The sequence below is a fragment of the Paenibacillus oleatilyticus genome, from assembly GCF_018998565.1.
In the GTDB taxonomy this organism is placed as follows: domain Bacteria; phylum Bacillota; class Bacilli; order Paenibacillales; family NBRC-103111; genus Paenibacillus_G; species Paenibacillus_G oleatilyticus.
Window position 1 is genome coordinate 88,841 of the sequence record NZ_JAHNZO010000005.1, and the last position, 15,981, is coordinate 104,821.

General features: G+C 51.4%; 19 protein-coding genes. 9 read left to right on the forward strand and 10 right to left on the reverse strand.

The genetic code is table 11. From position 1 onward, the window contains the following. Positions 1–86: 86 nt before the first annotated feature. From KQX66_RS08185 to KQX66_RS08220, 8 genes are all read right to left on the reverse strand, one after another. Entirely contained in the window at positions 87–1,037 is a 951-nt protein-coding gene (locus KQX66_RS08185; RefSeq protein WP_216791896.1) for a Gfo/Idh/MocA family protein, read from the reverse strand. Between the two features lie 30 nt (positions 1,038–1,067). Further along, complete coding sequence (locus KQX66_RS08190; RefSeq protein WP_216791898.1) at positions 1,068–1,409, reverse strand: cupin domain-containing protein; 342 nt, start codon at positions 1,407–1,409, stop codon at positions 1,068–1,070. A 35-nt stretch (positions 1,410–1,444) separates the two neighbouring features. Beyond that, the gene (locus KQX66_RS08195; protein WP_216791901.1) at positions 1,445–2,215 is read right to left on the reverse strand and encodes a methyltransferase domain-containing protein; all 771 of its coding nucleotides are present in this window, start codon (positions 2,213–2,215) and stop codon (positions 1,445–1,447) included. 15 nt (positions 2,216–2,230) lie between these two features. Then, the gene (locus KQX66_RS08200; RefSeq protein ID WP_216791903.1) at positions 2,231–2,692 is read right to left on the reverse strand and encodes a hypothetical protein; all 462 of its coding nucleotides are present in this window, start codon (positions 2,690–2,692) and stop codon (positions 2,231–2,233) included. A 73-nt stretch (positions 2,693–2,765) separates the two neighbouring features. After that, positions 2,766–3,146, reverse strand: coding sequence for a helix-turn-helix domain-containing protein (locus KQX66_RS08205; protein WP_216791905.1), 381 nt, complete (start codon positions 3,144–3,146; stop codon positions 2,766–2,768). A gap of 19 nt (positions 3,147–3,165) precedes the next feature. After that, positions 3,166–3,996, reverse strand: coding sequence for a metallophosphoesterase family protein (locus KQX66_RS08210; RefSeq protein WP_216791908.1), 831 nt, complete (start codon positions 3,994–3,996; stop codon positions 3,166–3,168). A gap of 13 nt (positions 3,997–4,009) precedes the next feature. Continuing rightward, positions 4,010–4,426 (reverse strand): GNAT family N-acetyltransferase, encoded by a 417-nt coding sequence (locus tag KQX66_RS08215; RefSeq protein ID WP_216791910.1) that lies wholly within the window; start codon positions 4,424–4,426, stop codon positions 4,010–4,012. A gap of 23 nt (positions 4,427–4,449) precedes the next feature. Next, entirely contained in the window at positions 4,450–4,995 is a 546-nt protein-coding gene (locus tag KQX66_RS08220; RefSeq protein ID WP_216791913.1) for a GrpB family protein, read from the reverse strand. Between the two features lie 220 nt (positions 4,996–5,215). Here KQX66_RS08220 and KQX66_RS08225 point away from each other — a divergent pair, with 220 nt between their 5' ends. The 4 genes from KQX66_RS08225 to KQX66_RS08240 all read left to right on the forward strand — a co-directional run bounded on the left by KQX66_RS08225 (position 5,216) and on the right by KQX66_RS08240 (position 7,721). Further along, positions 5,216–5,758, forward strand: coding sequence for a DUF1697 domain-containing protein (locus tag KQX66_RS08225; protein ID WP_216791915.1), 543 nt, complete (start codon positions 5,216–5,218; stop codon positions 5,756–5,758). Between the two features lie 117 nt (positions 5,759–5,875). Then, complete coding sequence (locus tag KQX66_RS08230; protein WP_216791917.1) at positions 5,876–6,373, forward strand: DinB family protein; 498 nt, start codon at positions 5,876–5,878, stop codon at positions 6,371–6,373. A gap of 53 nt (positions 6,374–6,426) precedes the next feature. Continuing rightward, entirely contained in the window at positions 6,427–7,422 is a 996-nt protein-coding gene (locus KQX66_RS08235; protein WP_216791919.1) for a helix-turn-helix transcriptional regulator, read from the forward strand. Beyond that, on the forward strand, positions 7,422–7,721 hold the full coding sequence (locus KQX66_RS08240; RefSeq protein ID WP_216791922.1) for a putative quinol monooxygenase: 300 nt from the start codon (positions 7,422–7,424) through the stop codon (positions 7,719–7,721). The genes KQX66_RS08235 and KQX66_RS08240 overlap by 1 nt, the downstream gene beginning before the upstream one ends. 85 nt (positions 7,722–7,806) lie before the next feature. Here KQX66_RS08240 and KQX66_RS08245 read toward each other — a convergent pair whose 3' ends face one another. Together KQX66_RS08245 and KQX66_RS08250 are read right to left on the reverse strand one after the other, a co-directional pair. Beyond that, positions 7,807–8,130, reverse strand: a complete 324-nt coding sequence (locus KQX66_RS08245; protein WP_216791924.1) for a helix-turn-helix domain-containing protein — start codon at positions 8,128–8,130, stop codon at positions 7,807–7,809. A 156-nt stretch (positions 8,131–8,286) separates the two neighbouring features. Then, a complete protein-coding gene (locus KQX66_RS08250) occupies positions 8,287–9,357 on the reverse strand; it encodes an FUSC family protein (protein WP_216791927.1) in 1,071 nt (356 codons plus the stop codon). A gap of 161 nt (positions 9,358–9,518) precedes the next feature. On the opposite strand from KQX66_RS08250, the gene KQX66_RS08255 reads away from it, so the two are divergent. The 5 genes from KQX66_RS08255 (at position 9,519) to KQX66_RS08275 (ending at position 15,980) form a co-directional block, all read left to right on the forward strand. Further along, on the forward strand, positions 9,519–10,148 hold the full coding sequence (locus tag KQX66_RS08255) for a stalk domain-containing protein (protein WP_216791929.1): 630 nt from the start codon (positions 9,519–9,521) through the stop codon (positions 10,146–10,148). 266 nt (positions 10,149–10,414) lie between these two features. Beyond that, positions 10,415–11,353, forward strand: coding sequence for a carbohydrate ABC transporter permease (locus KQX66_RS08260; RefSeq protein WP_010493294.1), 939 nt, complete (start codon positions 10,415–10,417; stop codon positions 11,351–11,353). Between the two features lie 17 nt (positions 11,354–11,370). Further along, positions 11,371–12,207, forward strand: coding sequence for a carbohydrate ABC transporter permease (locus KQX66_RS08265; RefSeq protein WP_216791931.1), 837 nt, complete (start codon positions 11,371–11,373; stop codon positions 12,205–12,207). A 112-nt stretch (positions 12,208–12,319) separates the two neighbouring features. Then, positions 12,320–13,663 carry an ABC transporter substrate-binding protein gene (locus KQX66_RS08270; protein WP_216791934.1) on the forward strand — a complete coding sequence of 448 codons (1,344 nt, stop codon included), beginning with the start codon at positions 12,320–12,322 and terminating at the stop codon, positions 13,661–13,663. Positions 13,664–14,276: 613 nt separating this feature from the next. Further along, positions 14,277–15,980 (forward strand): cache domain-containing sensor histidine kinase, encoded by a 1,704-nt coding sequence (locus KQX66_RS08275; protein WP_216791936.1) that lies wholly within the window; start codon positions 14,277–14,279, stop codon positions 15,978–15,980. Position 15,981: the final 1 nt, after the last annotated feature.

The following is a 15,981-nucleotide window of genomic DNA, read 5'->3' on the forward strand; positions in this document are numbered from 1 at the left end:
TCCTCCGTGATTTTATTGTAAAAGCAATCCTTATTTTACTATATCGTCTAATGTCATTAATTTTTAAAACGATTTACTAAAAAAGTTTATTGAAATAGATTTTTTGCTTCTAAAGACTTGAATACGGCGTCCCGTATCTTGATCGCCTGAATGGCGGATGTAATATCGAGAAACTTGCTCTTTTTGTTATGGTCCAAGCAATCCTTAATATGATGTAAGACTTGCTCGTAATCATCCTTCATTTGGGGAGTTAGCACTTCTTTGCTCCCATCTCGATAATAAATCGCAAATTCTTCTCTTGTGTTTGTACCATATTCAGCATCAAACTTGATAGAACCTTTTTCACAAATCACCTCAAATCCTACACAAAACGGAGAGTTCTTCGGTAAATTGGTGTAGCTCTCAACAACGGCGAATTTATTTTCATAGTTTAATGTTGTGATTGCGATCGATTGGTCCCCCAAATCTATCCCATTGGAGACGACATGTTCAGGCATCCCCAAAATCTCGATCAGGAAATCAAAATTATGGATGTGGAAATCGGAAACGTTTTTTTGCAATCCCAGATTTCCCCAAACCGGAGCGGTTTTATTATACGAGCGACATGAGATTACTTCACCGAATTCAAGGTTTTGGATTTTGTTTATCGTGATATGGTGGGGCGTCGAAAATTTAAAAAACAAGTCCACAAATACGTGTCTTTGATACTGTTCGGAGGTATGTAAAATATTTTCAGCCTCATCCATTTGGCAGCATAGTGGTGTTTCGCAAAAAACATGCTTTCGATGCTTTGATGTTTCAATGGCCCATTTGGCATGAAGAGGGGTAGGCAAGCAAATATCAACGACGTCGATTTCCTCATGTTCAATGATTTCGTATATATCCGTCGTCGTTCCAATGTTCAGCGTCTCATTGATCTCTCTTAATTTGTTTTCATCCCGACCATAGATGAGAACGACCTCAAACCCCTTTATTTTTTTATAAAATTCCGCATGCTGTCTTCCAAATCCCGTCCCTAATATGCCGACTTTAACCACAGGGAATCCTCCATATTTTCTGTAAGATCCTTAAATAAACACCGTGTCGGCGTCCGTATGCTCGAAGCACAGATTAACCGTTCGTACGTTCGATCTGGTCCGGTGAACGACTCCGGCGGGAATGGTGATGGAATCGTTGGCTTTCAAAGATACGGTATCGCGGTCATGGAAATCGATGAGCAGCTCGCCTTCCAGCACAATAAACAGCTCGTCGGAGGTCGGGTGATAATGCCATTGATATTCGCCGGTGAACACGGCCAGCCGAAGACAGCTTTCATTGACAGTACTGACGACTACGTTGCGGTACTGCTCTTCGACGCTGCCGCTTACTTGCGATAGATTGACAACTTTGAGTTCTTGGGCTGAGTTCACTGGGTATCATCCTTTGCTATTCGTAGTGGAAGCTATCATTTTTTTCGGGCGATAAGGTGGGTGAATACCGCAATATCTCTATACGGACTTAGACGTCCTAATTCGAGTTCCAGTTTCACGGCCCGGCGATGCCATTCTTCCTGATGCTTGATTTCGTTATCGGCAATGTATCCGTAGATGTTGTGGATGCCGCACCGGTCCAGAACTTCGTAACCCGCTTCCTGAAGCCACTGATGCAGCCGTTCATAGGGATACGTGGTGATGTCCGTTTGAATGACGCTGCTATATTCCTGATCGCTTTCGAGGCCATGCAAGGCTTCCTCGGGATCTTTAAGGATGACCGCTTTCTTCATTACTTTTCCAACCGGATTATGAGCGATGAGGGATAAATAGCCGTGTTCGTTCTGCTTCGAGCTGATTTGATTGAGCAATTCTCCGGGCTCCTCCACATATTCCAGGACGTTATGGCAAAATATCCAGTCATACTGTTCCGGTAAAGCAAGCTCCTCTTGAAGCGTGGACACCCTGTAATCGATACTTATGCGGTGGTCCGCTGCGGATTGCTTCGCGATTTCGATCATTTCCGGCGTGGGGTCGATGCCCGTCACCCGATTTCCTCTCCTGGCATACTCCGAGCCGGTGATGCCGAAGCCGCAGCCGATATCCAGAATCGATTGTCCGGCCTCTTCGAGAAAACGGTCGATTTGATGCCAGGCTGTTGCATAGAATAGTTGTCCCCAAGGCATCTTGGTATAGGTTAAGTAGGACTGGATCGATTGGGAGAACGATGCGGTCTTGGAAGCCATAGGATATTGCTCCTTTTATAGTTGTCCTTTTTCGGATTTACGAATGGAAGCTGCTGCTATGCAAACGGCGATACTGACTATTCCGGATGCGATGTACGTGTTCGTATAATACGGAAGCGCCTCCGCCCCAACAAACTGCAACACGCTTGTCCAATTCACGATTCCGTCACCGCCGCCATCCCCACCTGAGGCTACAAAAGTCGCGCCGATAAGAAACAACAAAACCCGCTCTCCCACCACGGGTGCGATACTGATCCAGAAAGCTCCTTGACGGGGCCGTGCAAACTGCTTTCTTGCATACAGCCCTGCTGCGATGTAGGGGAGGATGAGTACGCTGGATCCAATAATCGCGCCTGAAATGTGTCGCTGACGGTCGACGGGAAGGCCGGTCGTCAGCATGTAGGCTTGAACGGTGACAAACAGGCAGAGAAGATAGGCGATTGTGGTGACGAACCAGCCTTCGACGTATTTTTTCACAGTGACAGATCCTTTCTGAATAAAAGTTACTCACCCTATGCGCGGGTGGGCTGATCCGAGTTGCAGCAGTACGTCAATTGCTAAACGGATCTTTTCCTCTTGAATGTTGCATATGGTAGTCAATCCATTTGTCTAACGTGCTTTTGCTGTAATACCGGCGACCGTTCATTTGAAAGAACGAAATGTATCTATCGGTATCGTAAGCCGACAGCTTCTCTCGGATCGCTTCCGACTTGTTGACCAGCTCTTTGAAGCTTGTTTCAGACAGCCCCACATAGCTCGCCGCCTCTTCGTCCGTTAGGAGCATTGTGGTGGACAGTGTTTGTGGCTTGCTCGAATCCTTGGGCACGAAGGCAGCTTGAATGGCATCGGCGATTAGCTTGGCTCCGTAGATGAAGGACAGGCAGCACAGAATAACCAAAACTGCCTGCAAAATGGGATGGGTTTTATGCATTGGCAACGCGATCCTTTCGTTACGGCTTGTGTTGAATGGTCACGATAGGTTGCGGTACTCCGTTATTCTTGTCCGGATAACCCAGCGAAGCATTGATAAACCGGCAGCCATGGCTGGTATAATCCATCCGGCTATGTACGTGCCCGAAGCACCATATCTTATGGTGAATATGCCCAAAGTACTCCGAACCGTCAAAATAATAAAAGCTCGTCGCCAGCTGATCTGCCCGGTCGGCAGGGACATGCGTCCAGTCCGGCGATACATGGGTTACGATAACATCGCTGTCCGGGAGAACTTGGTGAAGCTTCCGATTCTCTTCTTGAAACATCCAATTCACCAATCTCGGTCTTCCTTCGATTAGCGCAGAATCGTTCGAAATGGTTTTCCAATGGGCGTAGATCTGGTCCTCGTCAGCCTTTAATACTTGGAGACCGTACTGGAAATCGTACCACATGCCGCAGCCGCCGAACCGAATCCCGTCGATCTCGATCGAGTTTCCATCCAGGATATGCACGTCCGGCAGTGGCTCAAGGAGCCGCTTCATTTCGGCCCATCGGTGGAACGAGTTCTTTTTGTATTTATTTTTGATGGATTTCGATACCAAATAATAGTCGTGGTTGCCTGCCGCGATGACGATATGTGGGTAATGTTCCTTAAGCCTCGTAAGCATCATTGCATTCTGCTTATTGAAGTGTCCGAGATCGCCGGCGATGACTAAGGTGCTTGAGGGAGAGGCAGGCAAAAGCAGCTGAATAAAGGCATCCAACTGCCGGTTCATTTTCGTCAAATTCCCCGAATGCTCCACCCAAAAGTCCAAGTGAACGTCCGATATCAGGTCGAATTTCACCATTTTCCATTACCTGCTACAGAGTCTTCTTCAAAAAGTATTTCGTGCACCCCTGGACCGGAAAATCCTCCAGAGTCCCGAACACCTCGAAGCCGTGCTTTTTATAGAAATCCGGAGCCTGGAAGCTGAAGGTGTCCAAATAAATGAGTTTTACGTCCTGCTGCCGTCCGGCCTGTTCGATCTCTTCAAGCAAGCGCGAACCCAGTCCCAATTTACGCGAGCCTTCATCTACCCACAGCATTTCAACGAAAATACCTTCACCGAACCGACGGCTAAGCAGTCCGCCGATGATCTCTTGGCTTTCATTTTTTACAATGAAGTTTATGAAATCGTAGGAAGCGTCTACGTTCTTGAGATTGTAAGCTATCAATTGATTCCGAACGAACCCGTATTCGTCCGATTCGCTGTCGACTCTTTCCAATTGGTAGTTCATGTTTTTCTCCTCCATTTTGTGGTTTACCTGTCGCTATTTCCGGGCCGCCATCCCGTTTCTTGAGACCAGGAATGCGCTTGCTGCAAAATGCTCCAAATCACAGGGGTTTTCCCTTCCACGTAGCTCTCCCGCTCATTCCGGTATAGCTCCATGAGACGATGCTTCTCCTTGACGTAGGCCGTACAAGCTTCCGGATGGGAGCGCAAATAGTCTCTAAATAGAAGGGTCAGTTGCTCGGACCAACTGCCGTGCTCCCTGACATGGATATGGGTTCTTTTCGCTCCCGTGCGTTCTCTGAAATAGGCTTTGGATTTGTCGGGGTTATCCTCCCGGTGAATGAAGCCGATGCTTTCCAACTGCGGCTTGTAAGTCTCCGGGGATGCAAGCCGCTTCACCGAAATTTGAATGTCGATGATGGGCTTCGCGTCGATCCCCTTCACGGAAGTGGACCCAACATGGTCGATGCGTATGGCGGCGTCTCCCAGGGCTTGTCTTATACGCTCTCCGATGATTTTGAATTCATCAGGCCACGAATCGTTGTAAGGTAAGACGATAACCGGGTCTTTCATGATTCACCTCGCGCTGTTCCTTTTAAAGTTAGTATACCAAAAATTGGCTTATCGCGAAAAAACAATATCGTATTAGCTGCGGTCCGTCATGGACAACATATCGCTCCGACCTATGAAAAACATATTCAAAAGGGTACGGCAAAGGTATACTAAGAATTAGCAAATTCACAGCAGAGCATGTCCCAGCCTTGTATTTATACTCCGAAGAAGAGGTGGCAGAATGACCATTTATATCGCGCTGCTGCGGGGAATTAACGTGAGCGGACATAATAAGATCAAGATGGCCGAATTGAAGCGCATGCTGGAAACGATGGGCCTGCATCGGGTCCAAACGTATATTCAAAGCGGCAATGTTCTGTTCGAATCGGAAGAGAGCCCGGAGACGCTGCGCCAGCGGATCGAAGAGGAGATTAGAGCGGTTTTTGGCATTTCGATCACCGTTGTCTTAAGGACGGCCGAGGAACTGGAGCAAATCATTGCGGATTGTCCATATGCGGATATCCCCTTGGCGGAAGGCGAGAGCATCCACGTTTCCGTCTTGACCGAAACGCCGCCGCAGAAGGTGGTCGACCTGCTGTCCGCCAGCGAACGAGATAACGATGAATACCACATCCATGGATGCGAGATTTACTTCTTGTTCCGTCGAAGCATACTGGATTCCAAGCTGGCAAAGCATTTGAACAAGCTGGGCGATACGGTGACCACACGCAACTGGAATACGATGAACAAATTGGCTGCGCTGGCGAAAGCGATGCGGGTTTAATGGGAAAGCTACCGTCCGGAAAAGAATGAATGGCTCATCAGAATGACTGACCGTTTCTGTCAGGGATCTGAAATTATACTCATGATGAGGATAAAAAAGATCCCGGGAGGAATGGGCATGTTTACGACGATAACGAATTTTGCGGCGGAGTGGGAGAAGGAGGCGGAATTGACCGCTCAGGTTTTGAGTGGACTGACCGACGAGTCGTTACAACGGAGGATTGACGCCGATCGCCGCACGTTGGGAGCGCTGGCTTGGCATCTGGTCACGTCGATTGATTTTATGACCTCGTTGGGTCTTGATTTCAGGGGAGTGAGCGAAGGCGCGAAAGCTCCGGAATCGGCGGAAGGCATCGCCGAGGAGTACCGGCGCATCAAGCAGGCTTTGCTCGAAGCCGTAACGACGCAATGGACCGATGACACACTTCGCGAGTCGCGCACGATTGGGGGAGGGAAATGGCCGATCAGCGCTGCTTTGCGGTATTTCCTCATGCACCAGTCTCACCACCGGGGCCAGATGACGGTGCTGATGAGGCAAGCCGGATTGCGTCCCCCTGAAATCTATGGCCCGACTTACGAGACTTGGGTGGATAAGGGAAAGGCGCCTTTGGACTGACCGGCGTACAAAAGAAACGATTCCAGACGATTGCGGGAAAGAAGGTTTGGACCATGACGAAAGCGGACAATATGTTATCGATCCTCTGGATGCTTCGCTCGGGCAAGCGGATGACCGCCAGGCGGTTGGCGGAAGAGCTGGAGATTCACGTGCGGACGGTCTACCGCTGCATTGATTCTCTATGCGCCAGCGGAGTGCCGATCGTCGCGGAATCGGGTCCAAACGGCGGCTACAGCATCCTGAGCCGTTTCGCCGATTCCCCGCTCGTCTTCGATGCCGAGGAGCAGAAGGGGCTGATCCATGCCACGATCTTCGCCAAGGAGGCCGGGTATCCTTACTCGGACGCTTTAGCCCGGGCGGTGGACAAGCTGAAGCGCTATGCGAACGAGAAGCAGCTGGACCTGCTTGAGCGCCATAGCGGCGGCTTGTCGGTCATTTATCCGCCCGCCGACGGCGGGGATCAGGCCCATCTGCAAGTGCTGGAGGAGGCGGCCGGACAGGGGCGGACGCTGGAAATGGAATATGACCGGGGCAAGGGGGAGACCTCCCCTCCGCGGCTGTTCGACCCTTACGGTATTGTCTTCTGGAAAGGGAGCTGGTATGCGATCGGGCATTGCGGCTACCGGGGAGAGATACGGAGCTTTCGCGTGGACCGCATACGCGGGCTGCGGGAGACTGAGGGATGCTTCGAGCGTCCGGCGGGGTTCTCCGCTAAAGATCATCTACTCGGCAATCTGCTTCCCGATCCGTCCGGACCAGCGGAGTTCGAGACCGTGCATATTCAAGGGAAGGAGCAGGTGCTGAACGAGCTGTGCCGGCATTGGTTGTTCGGCCATGCGCTTGTGGAGCGTCAACCCGAAGAAGCCGTATTCCGTTTGGAACGTTCGACGCTGCAGACTTACGTGCCCTGTTTTCTAATGCCGTACAGTACGGCATTGCATATTGAGTCGGAGCTGCTCGTCCGGAAAATGACCGAGGCCAGCGCCCGCATACTCGCGCATTACGAAGCGATGTTATCTAACCACACAAGTAGAAAGGGAGATGAATGATGAGCAAATACGCCATGTTCGGAAAATTGACGGCCCATCCGGGGAAACGGGAAGAGCTTGCGAAGATGATGCTGGAAGCCGATACGCTCAATGACATGGAAGGCTGCATCTATTATATTCTGCATGAGGCTGAAGACGAGCCGGATGTCTTATGGATTACGGAGCTGTGGGAGAGCCAGGAGGCGCATGCCGCGTCGCTGAAAAACGAAAACGTGCGCGAGCTCATCGGGCGGTGCCGGCATTTGATTGCGGACGTCGGCGGCGTAAAGGTCCGGCCGATCGGGGGAAAAGGGTTTTGATGAGGAAGTTTACGCAGGGGTAAACGAAAAACCAGGATATGTGCGTCACAGCGCATCCTGGTTTTTTATTATGTCAGTCATGTCGTTACTTATTTTTAATTCGTTGTATGAATCCTAGCACGTATTCCTTATCTTCATTGTTTAAGCTGCGAATCGCTTGAAATAGCTTCCGATCCAGCTCGTCTAATGGCGGAAACTGGACATGGTCCGATGCTCCGGTTAAATAATCTGTAGTCACTTCAAAGATTTGCGCAAGCTTAACCAACGTTTCGGTATCCGGTTCACGTATCCCGTACTCCCAATTGGCGTAAGTGCTGCTGCGTTTGATACCTAATCGTTCGGCTACATAGGTTTGAGACCAGCCTTTATTTTCTCTCAAGTGCCTTAACCGTTCGGCAAGTACGGACATAGGTCGTCACCTCACATACAAAGCTTTTCAATCAGAATTGATTGTTGAGGAAGGCCGAATAAAAGTTTCTATTGCGTTGAATAGATATCCATCCCGCACGGTTACTTGATGCAAAAGCCCTCCTACAGCGCATCGTCTGCAAAAGGGCCGTTCCCCCTACTTCTTACTAATCCACGCTGACACGGATTCCAGCAGCTCGTTCTCCTTATCCTCCGCGCCGCGGTCGAACTGCTCGACCAGCTTGTTCAGCCTGCCGGTTTGGTAGCCGTAATCATACATGGCCGCGGCTACGATCGAGAGGCGCAGGTCGCCGTCACTGGCATCGGCGTACCGGTTCATGAGGCTCTTCAGGAAACGGTCGTTTTCCACTTCGATAACTGCGGCTTCGGAAATGTTCTCTTTCAGCTTATTCTCGAATTTCAAGAGCACGTGCTCATGGAATTTAATCAACTTCTCCAGATGGCGGTCGAATTCCCGGTCGATCTCCGGAGTGCGGTTTGCTTGAAAATAATGCTCCTCCACGGCTTCCAGCACGGCCATCCCTTTATGCAGCGTGTGCAGCATTTGCTTGTAGACGACCAAATGACGAGCCTCGCTGAATCTGGCGCGCTTGAGCTTATGCAATTCTTCTTCGAACAAGGTGTACTTGTCCGTCAGTGATTTGAGGGCTCCCTCGAGCGCCTGCTTTTCGTCGCGGAATACGCTTTCCTTGATTTCGTCCGAAATGACCGTGCGCAGCAGCAGAGACATTTTGAAGAAAATCGATTCGATCTGCTTCACGAACTGTACCCTGGGACGGGGCGGGAAGAACGTAATGTTGATCAAAAAAGCGGAGCCGATCCCGATTAAGCTCAGCAAAAACCGGTTGAGCGCGAAATCCCACTGCCCGGACGCTTCCATGACGGCGATGACGGTCACCAGTGTCAGCCCGACGGTTTCTTCCATCTTGAGCTTCAGACAGATCATAATGGCAAGGATGCAAACGATACCGACCGCGACCGGGTCGTTCGAGAAAATCATACCGGCGACCAAGGCCAGCACGGCCCCAAGTGTATTCGTTTGCAGCTGTTCGAGAAAATAACGCCACGACCGGTAAATGGACGGCTGCATGGCAAAAATCGCAGCGACTCCGGCGATGACGGGGGGCGTGAAACCGACCAGTACGCTAATATACAGTGCCAGGGTAACCGCAATCCCCGTTTTCAATACGCGGGCTCCGAACGTCACAGTCACCCCTCCTTTAATAATAGTATTCACGACTATCTTACACGGAATCCGGGCTCGTTGGCAAAATGAAAAATAATAGAAAAAAGTGAAACATTTGTTGTGCAACTTCCGTCTTACTTATATGAAAATTATTCCACAATTTGGAGAGGAGTTTTACTAGAATGAAGAAACTCATAGTCGGTCTTACCGTGGGAATGATGCTTGGTTCGGCGGCGACGGCGTTTGCAGCGGAAGATATCGGCAAAGAAATCAAAGCGGTCTTTGCCAAGTTCAATTTCAAAATCAACGGTGTGGACACTGCATTGGAGACGACTCCGCTGGTATATGACGGTACGGCTTATTTGCCGGTTCGCGAGGTAGGGAAATTAACCGGATACACCGTGTCGTATAAAGAAGACACCCAAACGATTGAACTCACCAATGTGACAAGTACGACCTACACACCCCCCGCCAAGAATGAACAATCGGCCACAGAAACCGTAAAAAAAGTTGATGCGGACGTAAAGAAAGACACGGGGAAAACGGAGGAAACCGTAAAAAAATCGAATGATGCGGTAAGCAAAGCAGACGGTGCGGCTTGGGTTGATCTCAGAGACTTGCTGGATGCTCTGGATAAAAAATATAAAGGTACCAGAGGCGGGGCAACAGGCGACGAAGCAACAATCGTGATCAATGAAAAGGAGTACAAATTGAAGCTTATCATCAACGGCATGAACTTTAGTGTGGAAATCACTCCGCTGATCGAAGCGAATGTCATCACCCTGGAAGAAGTAAAAAAGGGCAACAAGTAAGTACCCGGCTGCTACATTATCCGCACGACATGAATGGAAATTACGAATAATACCCCGAAGAGGACAATTCAGGTTGAGATTCAACCCGGATTGTCCTTTTTGCTATGCCCGACGCCGAATAAAATCGCCCGCCCCGCCTCCCTCCAATCTACCGGCATGGTAAAAATTTTGCACAACTCGGTCAGAATCGTCCGCAGCGCGGGGGGAGGAGCCTCTTATATAGTAAGAATCAACAATAGTATTGTTCACTTACAGGGGTGATAACGATGGAGACAAACAAGCTTTCGAACCGGACTGCGGGCGCCGCGGCCAAATCCAAATGGAACAATTCCAAAAAGGAAGCGCTGGTCGGTTGGCTGTTTCTGGCTCCCGAATTTGTCGGGATCGTGCTGCTTTACGTATTTCCGGTCGTGTTTTCGCTATATCTCAGCTTCAGCGATTGGAATCTGGTCGGGGGTATTTCTTCCATTAAATTCGTCGGACTCGAGAACTTCGCGAAGCTCTTCGATGACGAGAAAGTGCTGATGGCGCTCAAAAACAACTTGATTTACACGGTGCTCACGGTGCCGGTCGGTATGCTGCTCGCCTTGATTCTCGCCGTACTTATTCATTCGCGCGTTTACGGGAAAAGCTATTTTAAGGTCGCTTTTTTCATCCCGTACATTTCGTCGCTCGTCGCGCTTGGCGCGGTATGGAGTGCGCTGTACCATCCTTCGAAAGGGCCGATCAACCAGTTTCTGATCAGCCTCGGCATCACGGACCCGCCCAAATGGCTGGCGGATTCGAACTACTCGCTGCTCTCGATCATTATTATTGCGATCTGGGCCGGCATCGGCTACCAGATTGTCATTTACTTGGCGGGCCTGACGAACATTCCCGAAGAAATGTACGAAGCCGCCAGCATCGACGGCGCCTCGCCTTGGCATAAATTTACGAAGATTACGCTGCCGCTGCTCGGGCCGACGACGTCCTTTTTGTTCATCACGCTGCTGATGTCTTCGTTCAAGGTATTCGACCTTGTCGCCTTTATGACCGGCGGGGGACCGAACGACTCTTCGACGGTTATCGTCTTCCGGATCTACGAGGAAGGCTTCCGCAACTTCAAGATGGGCTACGCTTCCGCGATTTCCTGGCTCCTGTTCGCGATTGTCGGACTGGCGACGCTGGCCACTTGGCAGCTCCAGAAGCGCAAAGTACATTACTAGAGAGGAGTAGAAAGGGTATGCCTGTACGAAAATTCGATCTCACTAAATGGCTCCTGACGATCCTTCTCGGAGCGTTCTCCGTATTGTTCCTGGTTCCGCTGATTTGGATGATCTCGGCCGCGTCGAAGTTCGAGAAGGACGTCATGGAGTTTCCGATCCGCTGGATTCCGAAGGATTGGAACTTTATCGGCAACTTCCAAGAGGTTTGGCTGGGCAAGGTACCGTTTTACCTCTTTTACTTGAATTCGCTCAAGCTAGCGCTGATCATGACAGCGTGCACGATCTTCTTCTCGTCGATGGCGGCGTTTGCGTTCACGAAGCTGCGTTTTAAGGGCCGGGATCTCGCCTTCGGCTTACTGCTGACGTTCATGGTCATTCCCGAGCAGGCGACGCTCGTGCCGCGCTATCTTCTGATGAAATGGCTGCATATGTACAACACGCACGCGGGCATGGTTCTGATGGGGATGTTTTCCATCTACTTCACGTTTTTGCTTCGGCAGTTTATGATGGGGATTCACAGTGACTTTATCGAGGCGGCCAGAATCGACGGCGCAGGCTATTTTAAAACGTATTGGAGCATCATCCTGCCGCTCTGTAAGCCGATTCTGGCGACGGTCGGCATCATCAAGTTCATCTGGACATGGAACGATTACCAGACGCCGCTTATTTTCCTGATCAACAAAGGTCTGTATACGATCCCGCTGGGGATGCAAATGTTCAAGGACGAATTCGCCGACAACTACGCGGTGATCATGATGGCTTCGCTGTCTGCGATTCTGCCGCTGCTGATTATTTTCGTCGTGCTGCAGAAGCAGGTCATTAACGGCATCTCGCTGGGCGGGGTAAAAGGATAAAGGTCAAAATATTGCACGGGACAGGCAAAAATTAGACACATCGTTTTGGGCGTGAAAGCATTAGAATGCAGCTATAGAGACCTACATCATCATGACCCGAGGGGGAGTTCACATGAAGAAAACAAGCGCGTTGCTGTTGAGCGGGGCGGTACTTGCGGTTTCCGTACTGAGCGGCTGCGGCCAAGGGGCGGAGAAGCAGGAAGCGTCCGGCGAAGGCGGACAGAAGAACGTGACGCTGAAATATTACAACTGGGACAATGAGGTTATGGGCGCGACGACCAAGGCGCTTATCGACCAGTTCCAAGCGAAATATCCGAACATCAAAGTCGAGTCCGTGCCGCTCGTACCGGGCAACTCGGTAGAGACGCTCAAGAAGCTGGACGTAACGATGTCTTCCGGCGAGCAGATCGACCTGGTGCTGTTCCCAAGCATCGACGAGACGCTGGCCCGCGCGGCGCAAGGCGTGTTGGCTCCTCTGGACGATATGTACGCTAAAGAGAACGTGAAGCCGGAGGACGAGTATTACGTCAATCCGAAGTACAAAGGCAAAAACTACGCCGCCATGTACCAGCGCAGCAACTGGATCGTTCTGCTGAACCAGAAGGCGCTCGACGAAGCGAACCTGCCGGTGCCGGAGGTCGGCTGGACCTGGGACGACTTCCGCGAATACGCGAAGAAGCTGACCAAAGGCGAGGGCAACAGCAAACGATATGGCGCTTACTTCCATAACTGGGGCGATTACGCCAACCCGATTCTGTTCAACGAGAAGCGGAATGCGTTCCTGAAGGAAGACGGCACGACCCAATTCGACGACCCATCGATGCTGTCGTTCTTCAACCTCCGCCGCGCGATGGAGAAAGAAGACAAGTCCACGACACCGTTCGCCGACGTTGTAGGCGCGAAGCTGGCGTACCGGACGGAGTTCTTCAACGAAAAAGCGGCCATGCTCGTGACCGGCAGCTGGATGGTTGCCGACTCGGCCGACGTGACGAAGTACCCGCATAACTTCAAAGTGGCGTTCGCGCCGGTGCCACGCTCTTCGAAGGATGCGGAGCTCGGTCAAACGAGCATCGGCGGACAGTTCATTTCCGTCGCTGCCGGTTCGAAGTATAAAGAAGAAGCGTATCAGTTCATCCGTTTCGTAACGACGAATACGTCGGATGCGAAGAAGGAATTGTCCGGCTGGAAGAAGGCCGACGACAAGAAGATCATCGAAGGCACGATCGCGAAAAGCAAAGATCTCTTCAACACCGACTCGCTTGACAAAGCGCTGTTCGACAAACGCATTCACGCACCGGCTCCGTCCGAGGTTGTTGCGCCGTATGCGCCACAGCTGAAGAAAGTGCTCGAAGACGGCTTTAGCTCGTTCATTCTGGACGGCAAGTCTGCCGAGGACGCCCAGAAGCAAATGGTCGATCAGGCGAACAAGGTCATCAAAGAGAATAGCAAAAAGTAATCAAGGAAAGGGGCGCCGCAGGGCGTCCTTTCTTTGCGCCACGACGAACCGGGCGTTGGAAAGCACGGCTTTTTTCAGGCCCGGTCAGTCGAAGGACTTGTGGTAAAAATAGCGCATCGCAGATGCGTTGAGCTTGTTGAGAAAGTGGTCTAAGCAAAAATAGAGAAACATACGTAGGTGGGGTGTCCACTGGAGAAGCGATAGCGGCCGCCTTTGTCTTCGGGAAATGTCCGCTATTAAGCAGCTTCCAATCAAATTTCCCGAAGACAAGAGTGGTCGGAAGTGGATACCCCACCCCTTCGTTACCTCTATAATCCCGTTTGACCACTTTCTCAACACTCTTAGCGCATCGCAGATGCGTTAATCGCCATGGATCGGGCGGTAAAGATGAAATAAAGCATCCTGGGTGAGTTATATGCGGAAAATGAGGAGCACTGAATCAAATTCGACACGAATAACGAATGTGTGTTCCTCTATCGATTCAGCCGGTTGAAGATATGGGAGGTTAGCGGCAGATCCGTTCCCTTATTTTGGCTCGGGCGAACAAATACTTGGGTCGGCGCAGGACCGGTGATACAATGGGGACAGAAAAGAGAGGGGAGCTTTCGACATCATGAACAGCATGTTTCAATTTTCCTACTACCGGCGTATTCAGCTCTCGTTTCTGATTCTCATTTTGCTGCCGATCGTCATCGTATCGGTATTTTTGCTGTCCATGACGCGAGATGCGGTGATGGACAAAATTCGCCTGACCAACCAGTCGGTCGTCGACGTGATGGCGAAGGATATTACGAAGACGATCGATGATTTGACATATGCGTCGAATTTTTTCATACAAGACCCGAGCGCGAGGGCTCAGCTTCGCAGCTTCACCGATACCCGGCAAATTACCAGCTTCGCGGATTACCAGAGACAGCAACACATTCAGGACTTTTTCGGTCTGGTGCTGGCGAAGACGCTCAATACGGACATCCGGATGTTTCTGGTCAACGGCAAGGGCTTCATCATCCCGTCCAGCGAGCCCGATCAGCTGGCTCCGTTCCGGCAGCACTGGGAGCAGCTTCAGTCCCAGGTTGACCTCGATACGCCGAAGCGGCTGCAGTGGCTGAGCCGCGTCCAAACCGAGGGAGGCAAGAGCGAGCCCGTTTATTACGCGGCCAGAGTGATCCGGGACCCGGCGGACAATGCTTATTTGGCCACGCTATACATCGGCATTACGAACCCGTACTTCGAGAAGCTGTTCCGGCAGGCGGCCTCCGGCACCTTTGCGCTCTATGATGAGGAAGGGCGGCTTATCGCGGGAGACGCTTCCGTCCGGTTCGGCGGCGGAGGCGCGTCTGACCACACGCTGCGGAGCGAAGCGGTGCTGTCCAAGACCGGCTGGAAAATGATCTACGAGACGTCCGACCAAGAGGTGGCCGGGCAAATTTATAAAATCTTTTACATGGCCATGCTGTTCGTCGTTCCGTTTTTTGCGCTGTTCTTTATCGTATCGCTTTTGCTGGCCAAAAGGCTTCACCGGCCGATCCAGAAGTTGGACTTCATGGCCAAACAGTTCGGCCAAGGGAACCGGCTGATCCGGTTTCAGGGCAAGGGCAAGGACGAGATTGCGCAGCTCGGACAGACGTGGAACCGGATGCTCGACGAGATTGAACAGCTCATTACGAACATCGAGCAGGAGCAGGAGCAAAAGCGCGTGATTGAGCTGCAGGCGTTGTTTGCGCAAATTCGGCCGCATTTTTTGATTAATACGCTTAATTCGATCAAATGCAGCCTGATTCTGGGCGGCGACCAGCGGCACAGCCGGCAGATCGATTCGCTGATGAGCCTGCTGCGGGCGTACATGAAGGTGAACGAACCGACCTCCTTGGCCGCGGAATGCAAGCTGCTCGAGCATTATATGGACATTATGCGTTTGCGCAACGAGCTACACGTCGAGTTGAAGGTAACTTTGGCTCCCGAGGCGGCTGAATTCGAGGTGCCGAAGCTGCTGCTGCAGCCGATCGTCGAGAATGCGCTGCTGCACGGGTTTGTCGAGAAGCTAGACGATGCCAAAATCGACATCGAGGCCGAACGGCTGGGCTCACGTCTGGAGATCCGGGTGACGGATAACGGCGAGGGGATGCCGGACGGGGAGCGGGAGGCGCTGAACCGGATGCTGGAGGGGCCCGAGACGGACAAGCCGCAGACATACCGGCGGGTCGGACTGATCAACGTGCTGCAGCGGCTTCGGCTGACGTACGGACCGGATGCGACGATGAAGCTTCGAGCGAATCCGGCCGGAGGATTGACCGTTATTTTGAATATGCGAGCCTGAC

Coding starts and splice junctions, on each gene's coding strand:
- KQX66_RS08195 (WP_216791901.1), bottom strand. CDS start 2,215: ATGGCTTCCAAGACCGCATCGTTCTCCCAATCGATCCAGTCCTACTTA.
- KQX66_RS08205 (WP_216791905.1), bottom strand. CDS start 3,146: ATGCATAAAACCCATCCCATTTTGCAGGCAGTTTTGGTTATTCTGTGC.
- KQX66_RS08210 (WP_216791908.1), bottom strand. CDS start 3,996: ATGGTGAAATTCGACCTGATATCGGACGTTCACTTGGACTTTTGGGTG.
- KQX66_RS08215 (WP_216791910.1), bottom strand. CDS start 4,426: ATGAACTACCAATTGGAAAGAGTCGACAGCGAATCGGACGAATACGGG.
- KQX66_RS08220 (WP_216791913.1), bottom strand. CDS start 4,995: ATGAAAGACCCGGTTATCGTCTTACCTTACAACGATTCGTGGCCTGAT.
- KQX66_RS08225 (WP_216791915.1), top strand. CDS start 5,216: ATGACCATTTATATCGCGCTGCTGCGGGGAATTAACGTGAGCGGACAT.
- KQX66_RS08230 (WP_216791917.1), top strand. CDS start 5,876: ATGTTTACGACGATAACGAATTTTGCGGCGGAGTGGGAGAAGGAGGCG.
- KQX66_RS08235 (WP_216791919.1), top strand. CDS start 6,427: ATGACGAAAGCGGACAATATGTTATCGATCCTCTGGATGCTTCGCTCG.
- KQX66_RS08240 (WP_216791922.1), top strand. CDS start 7,422: ATGAGCAAATACGCCATGTTCGGAAAATTGACGGCCCATCCGGGGAAA.
- KQX66_RS08245 (WP_216791924.1), bottom strand. CDS start 8,130: ATGTCCGTACTTGCCGAACGGTTAAGGCACTTGAGAGAAAATAAAGGC.
- KQX66_RS08255 (WP_216791929.1), top strand. CDS start 9,519: ATGAAGAAACTCATAGTCGGTCTTACCGTGGGAATGATGCTTGGTTCG.
- KQX66_RS08260 (WP_010493294.1), top strand. CDS start 10,415: ATGGAGACAAACAAGCTTTCGAACCGGACTGCGGGCGCCGCGGCCAAA.
- KQX66_RS08265 (WP_216791931.1), top strand. CDS start 11,371: ATGCCTGTACGAAAATTCGATCTCACTAAATGGCTCCTGACGATCCTT.
- KQX66_RS08270 (WP_216791934.1), top strand. CDS start 12,320: ATGAAGAAAACAAGCGCGTTGCTGTTGAGCGGGGCGGTACTTGCGGTT.
- KQX66_RS08275 (WP_216791936.1), top strand. CDS start 14,277: ATGAACAGCATGTTTCAATTTTCCTACTACCGGCGTATTCAGCTCTCG.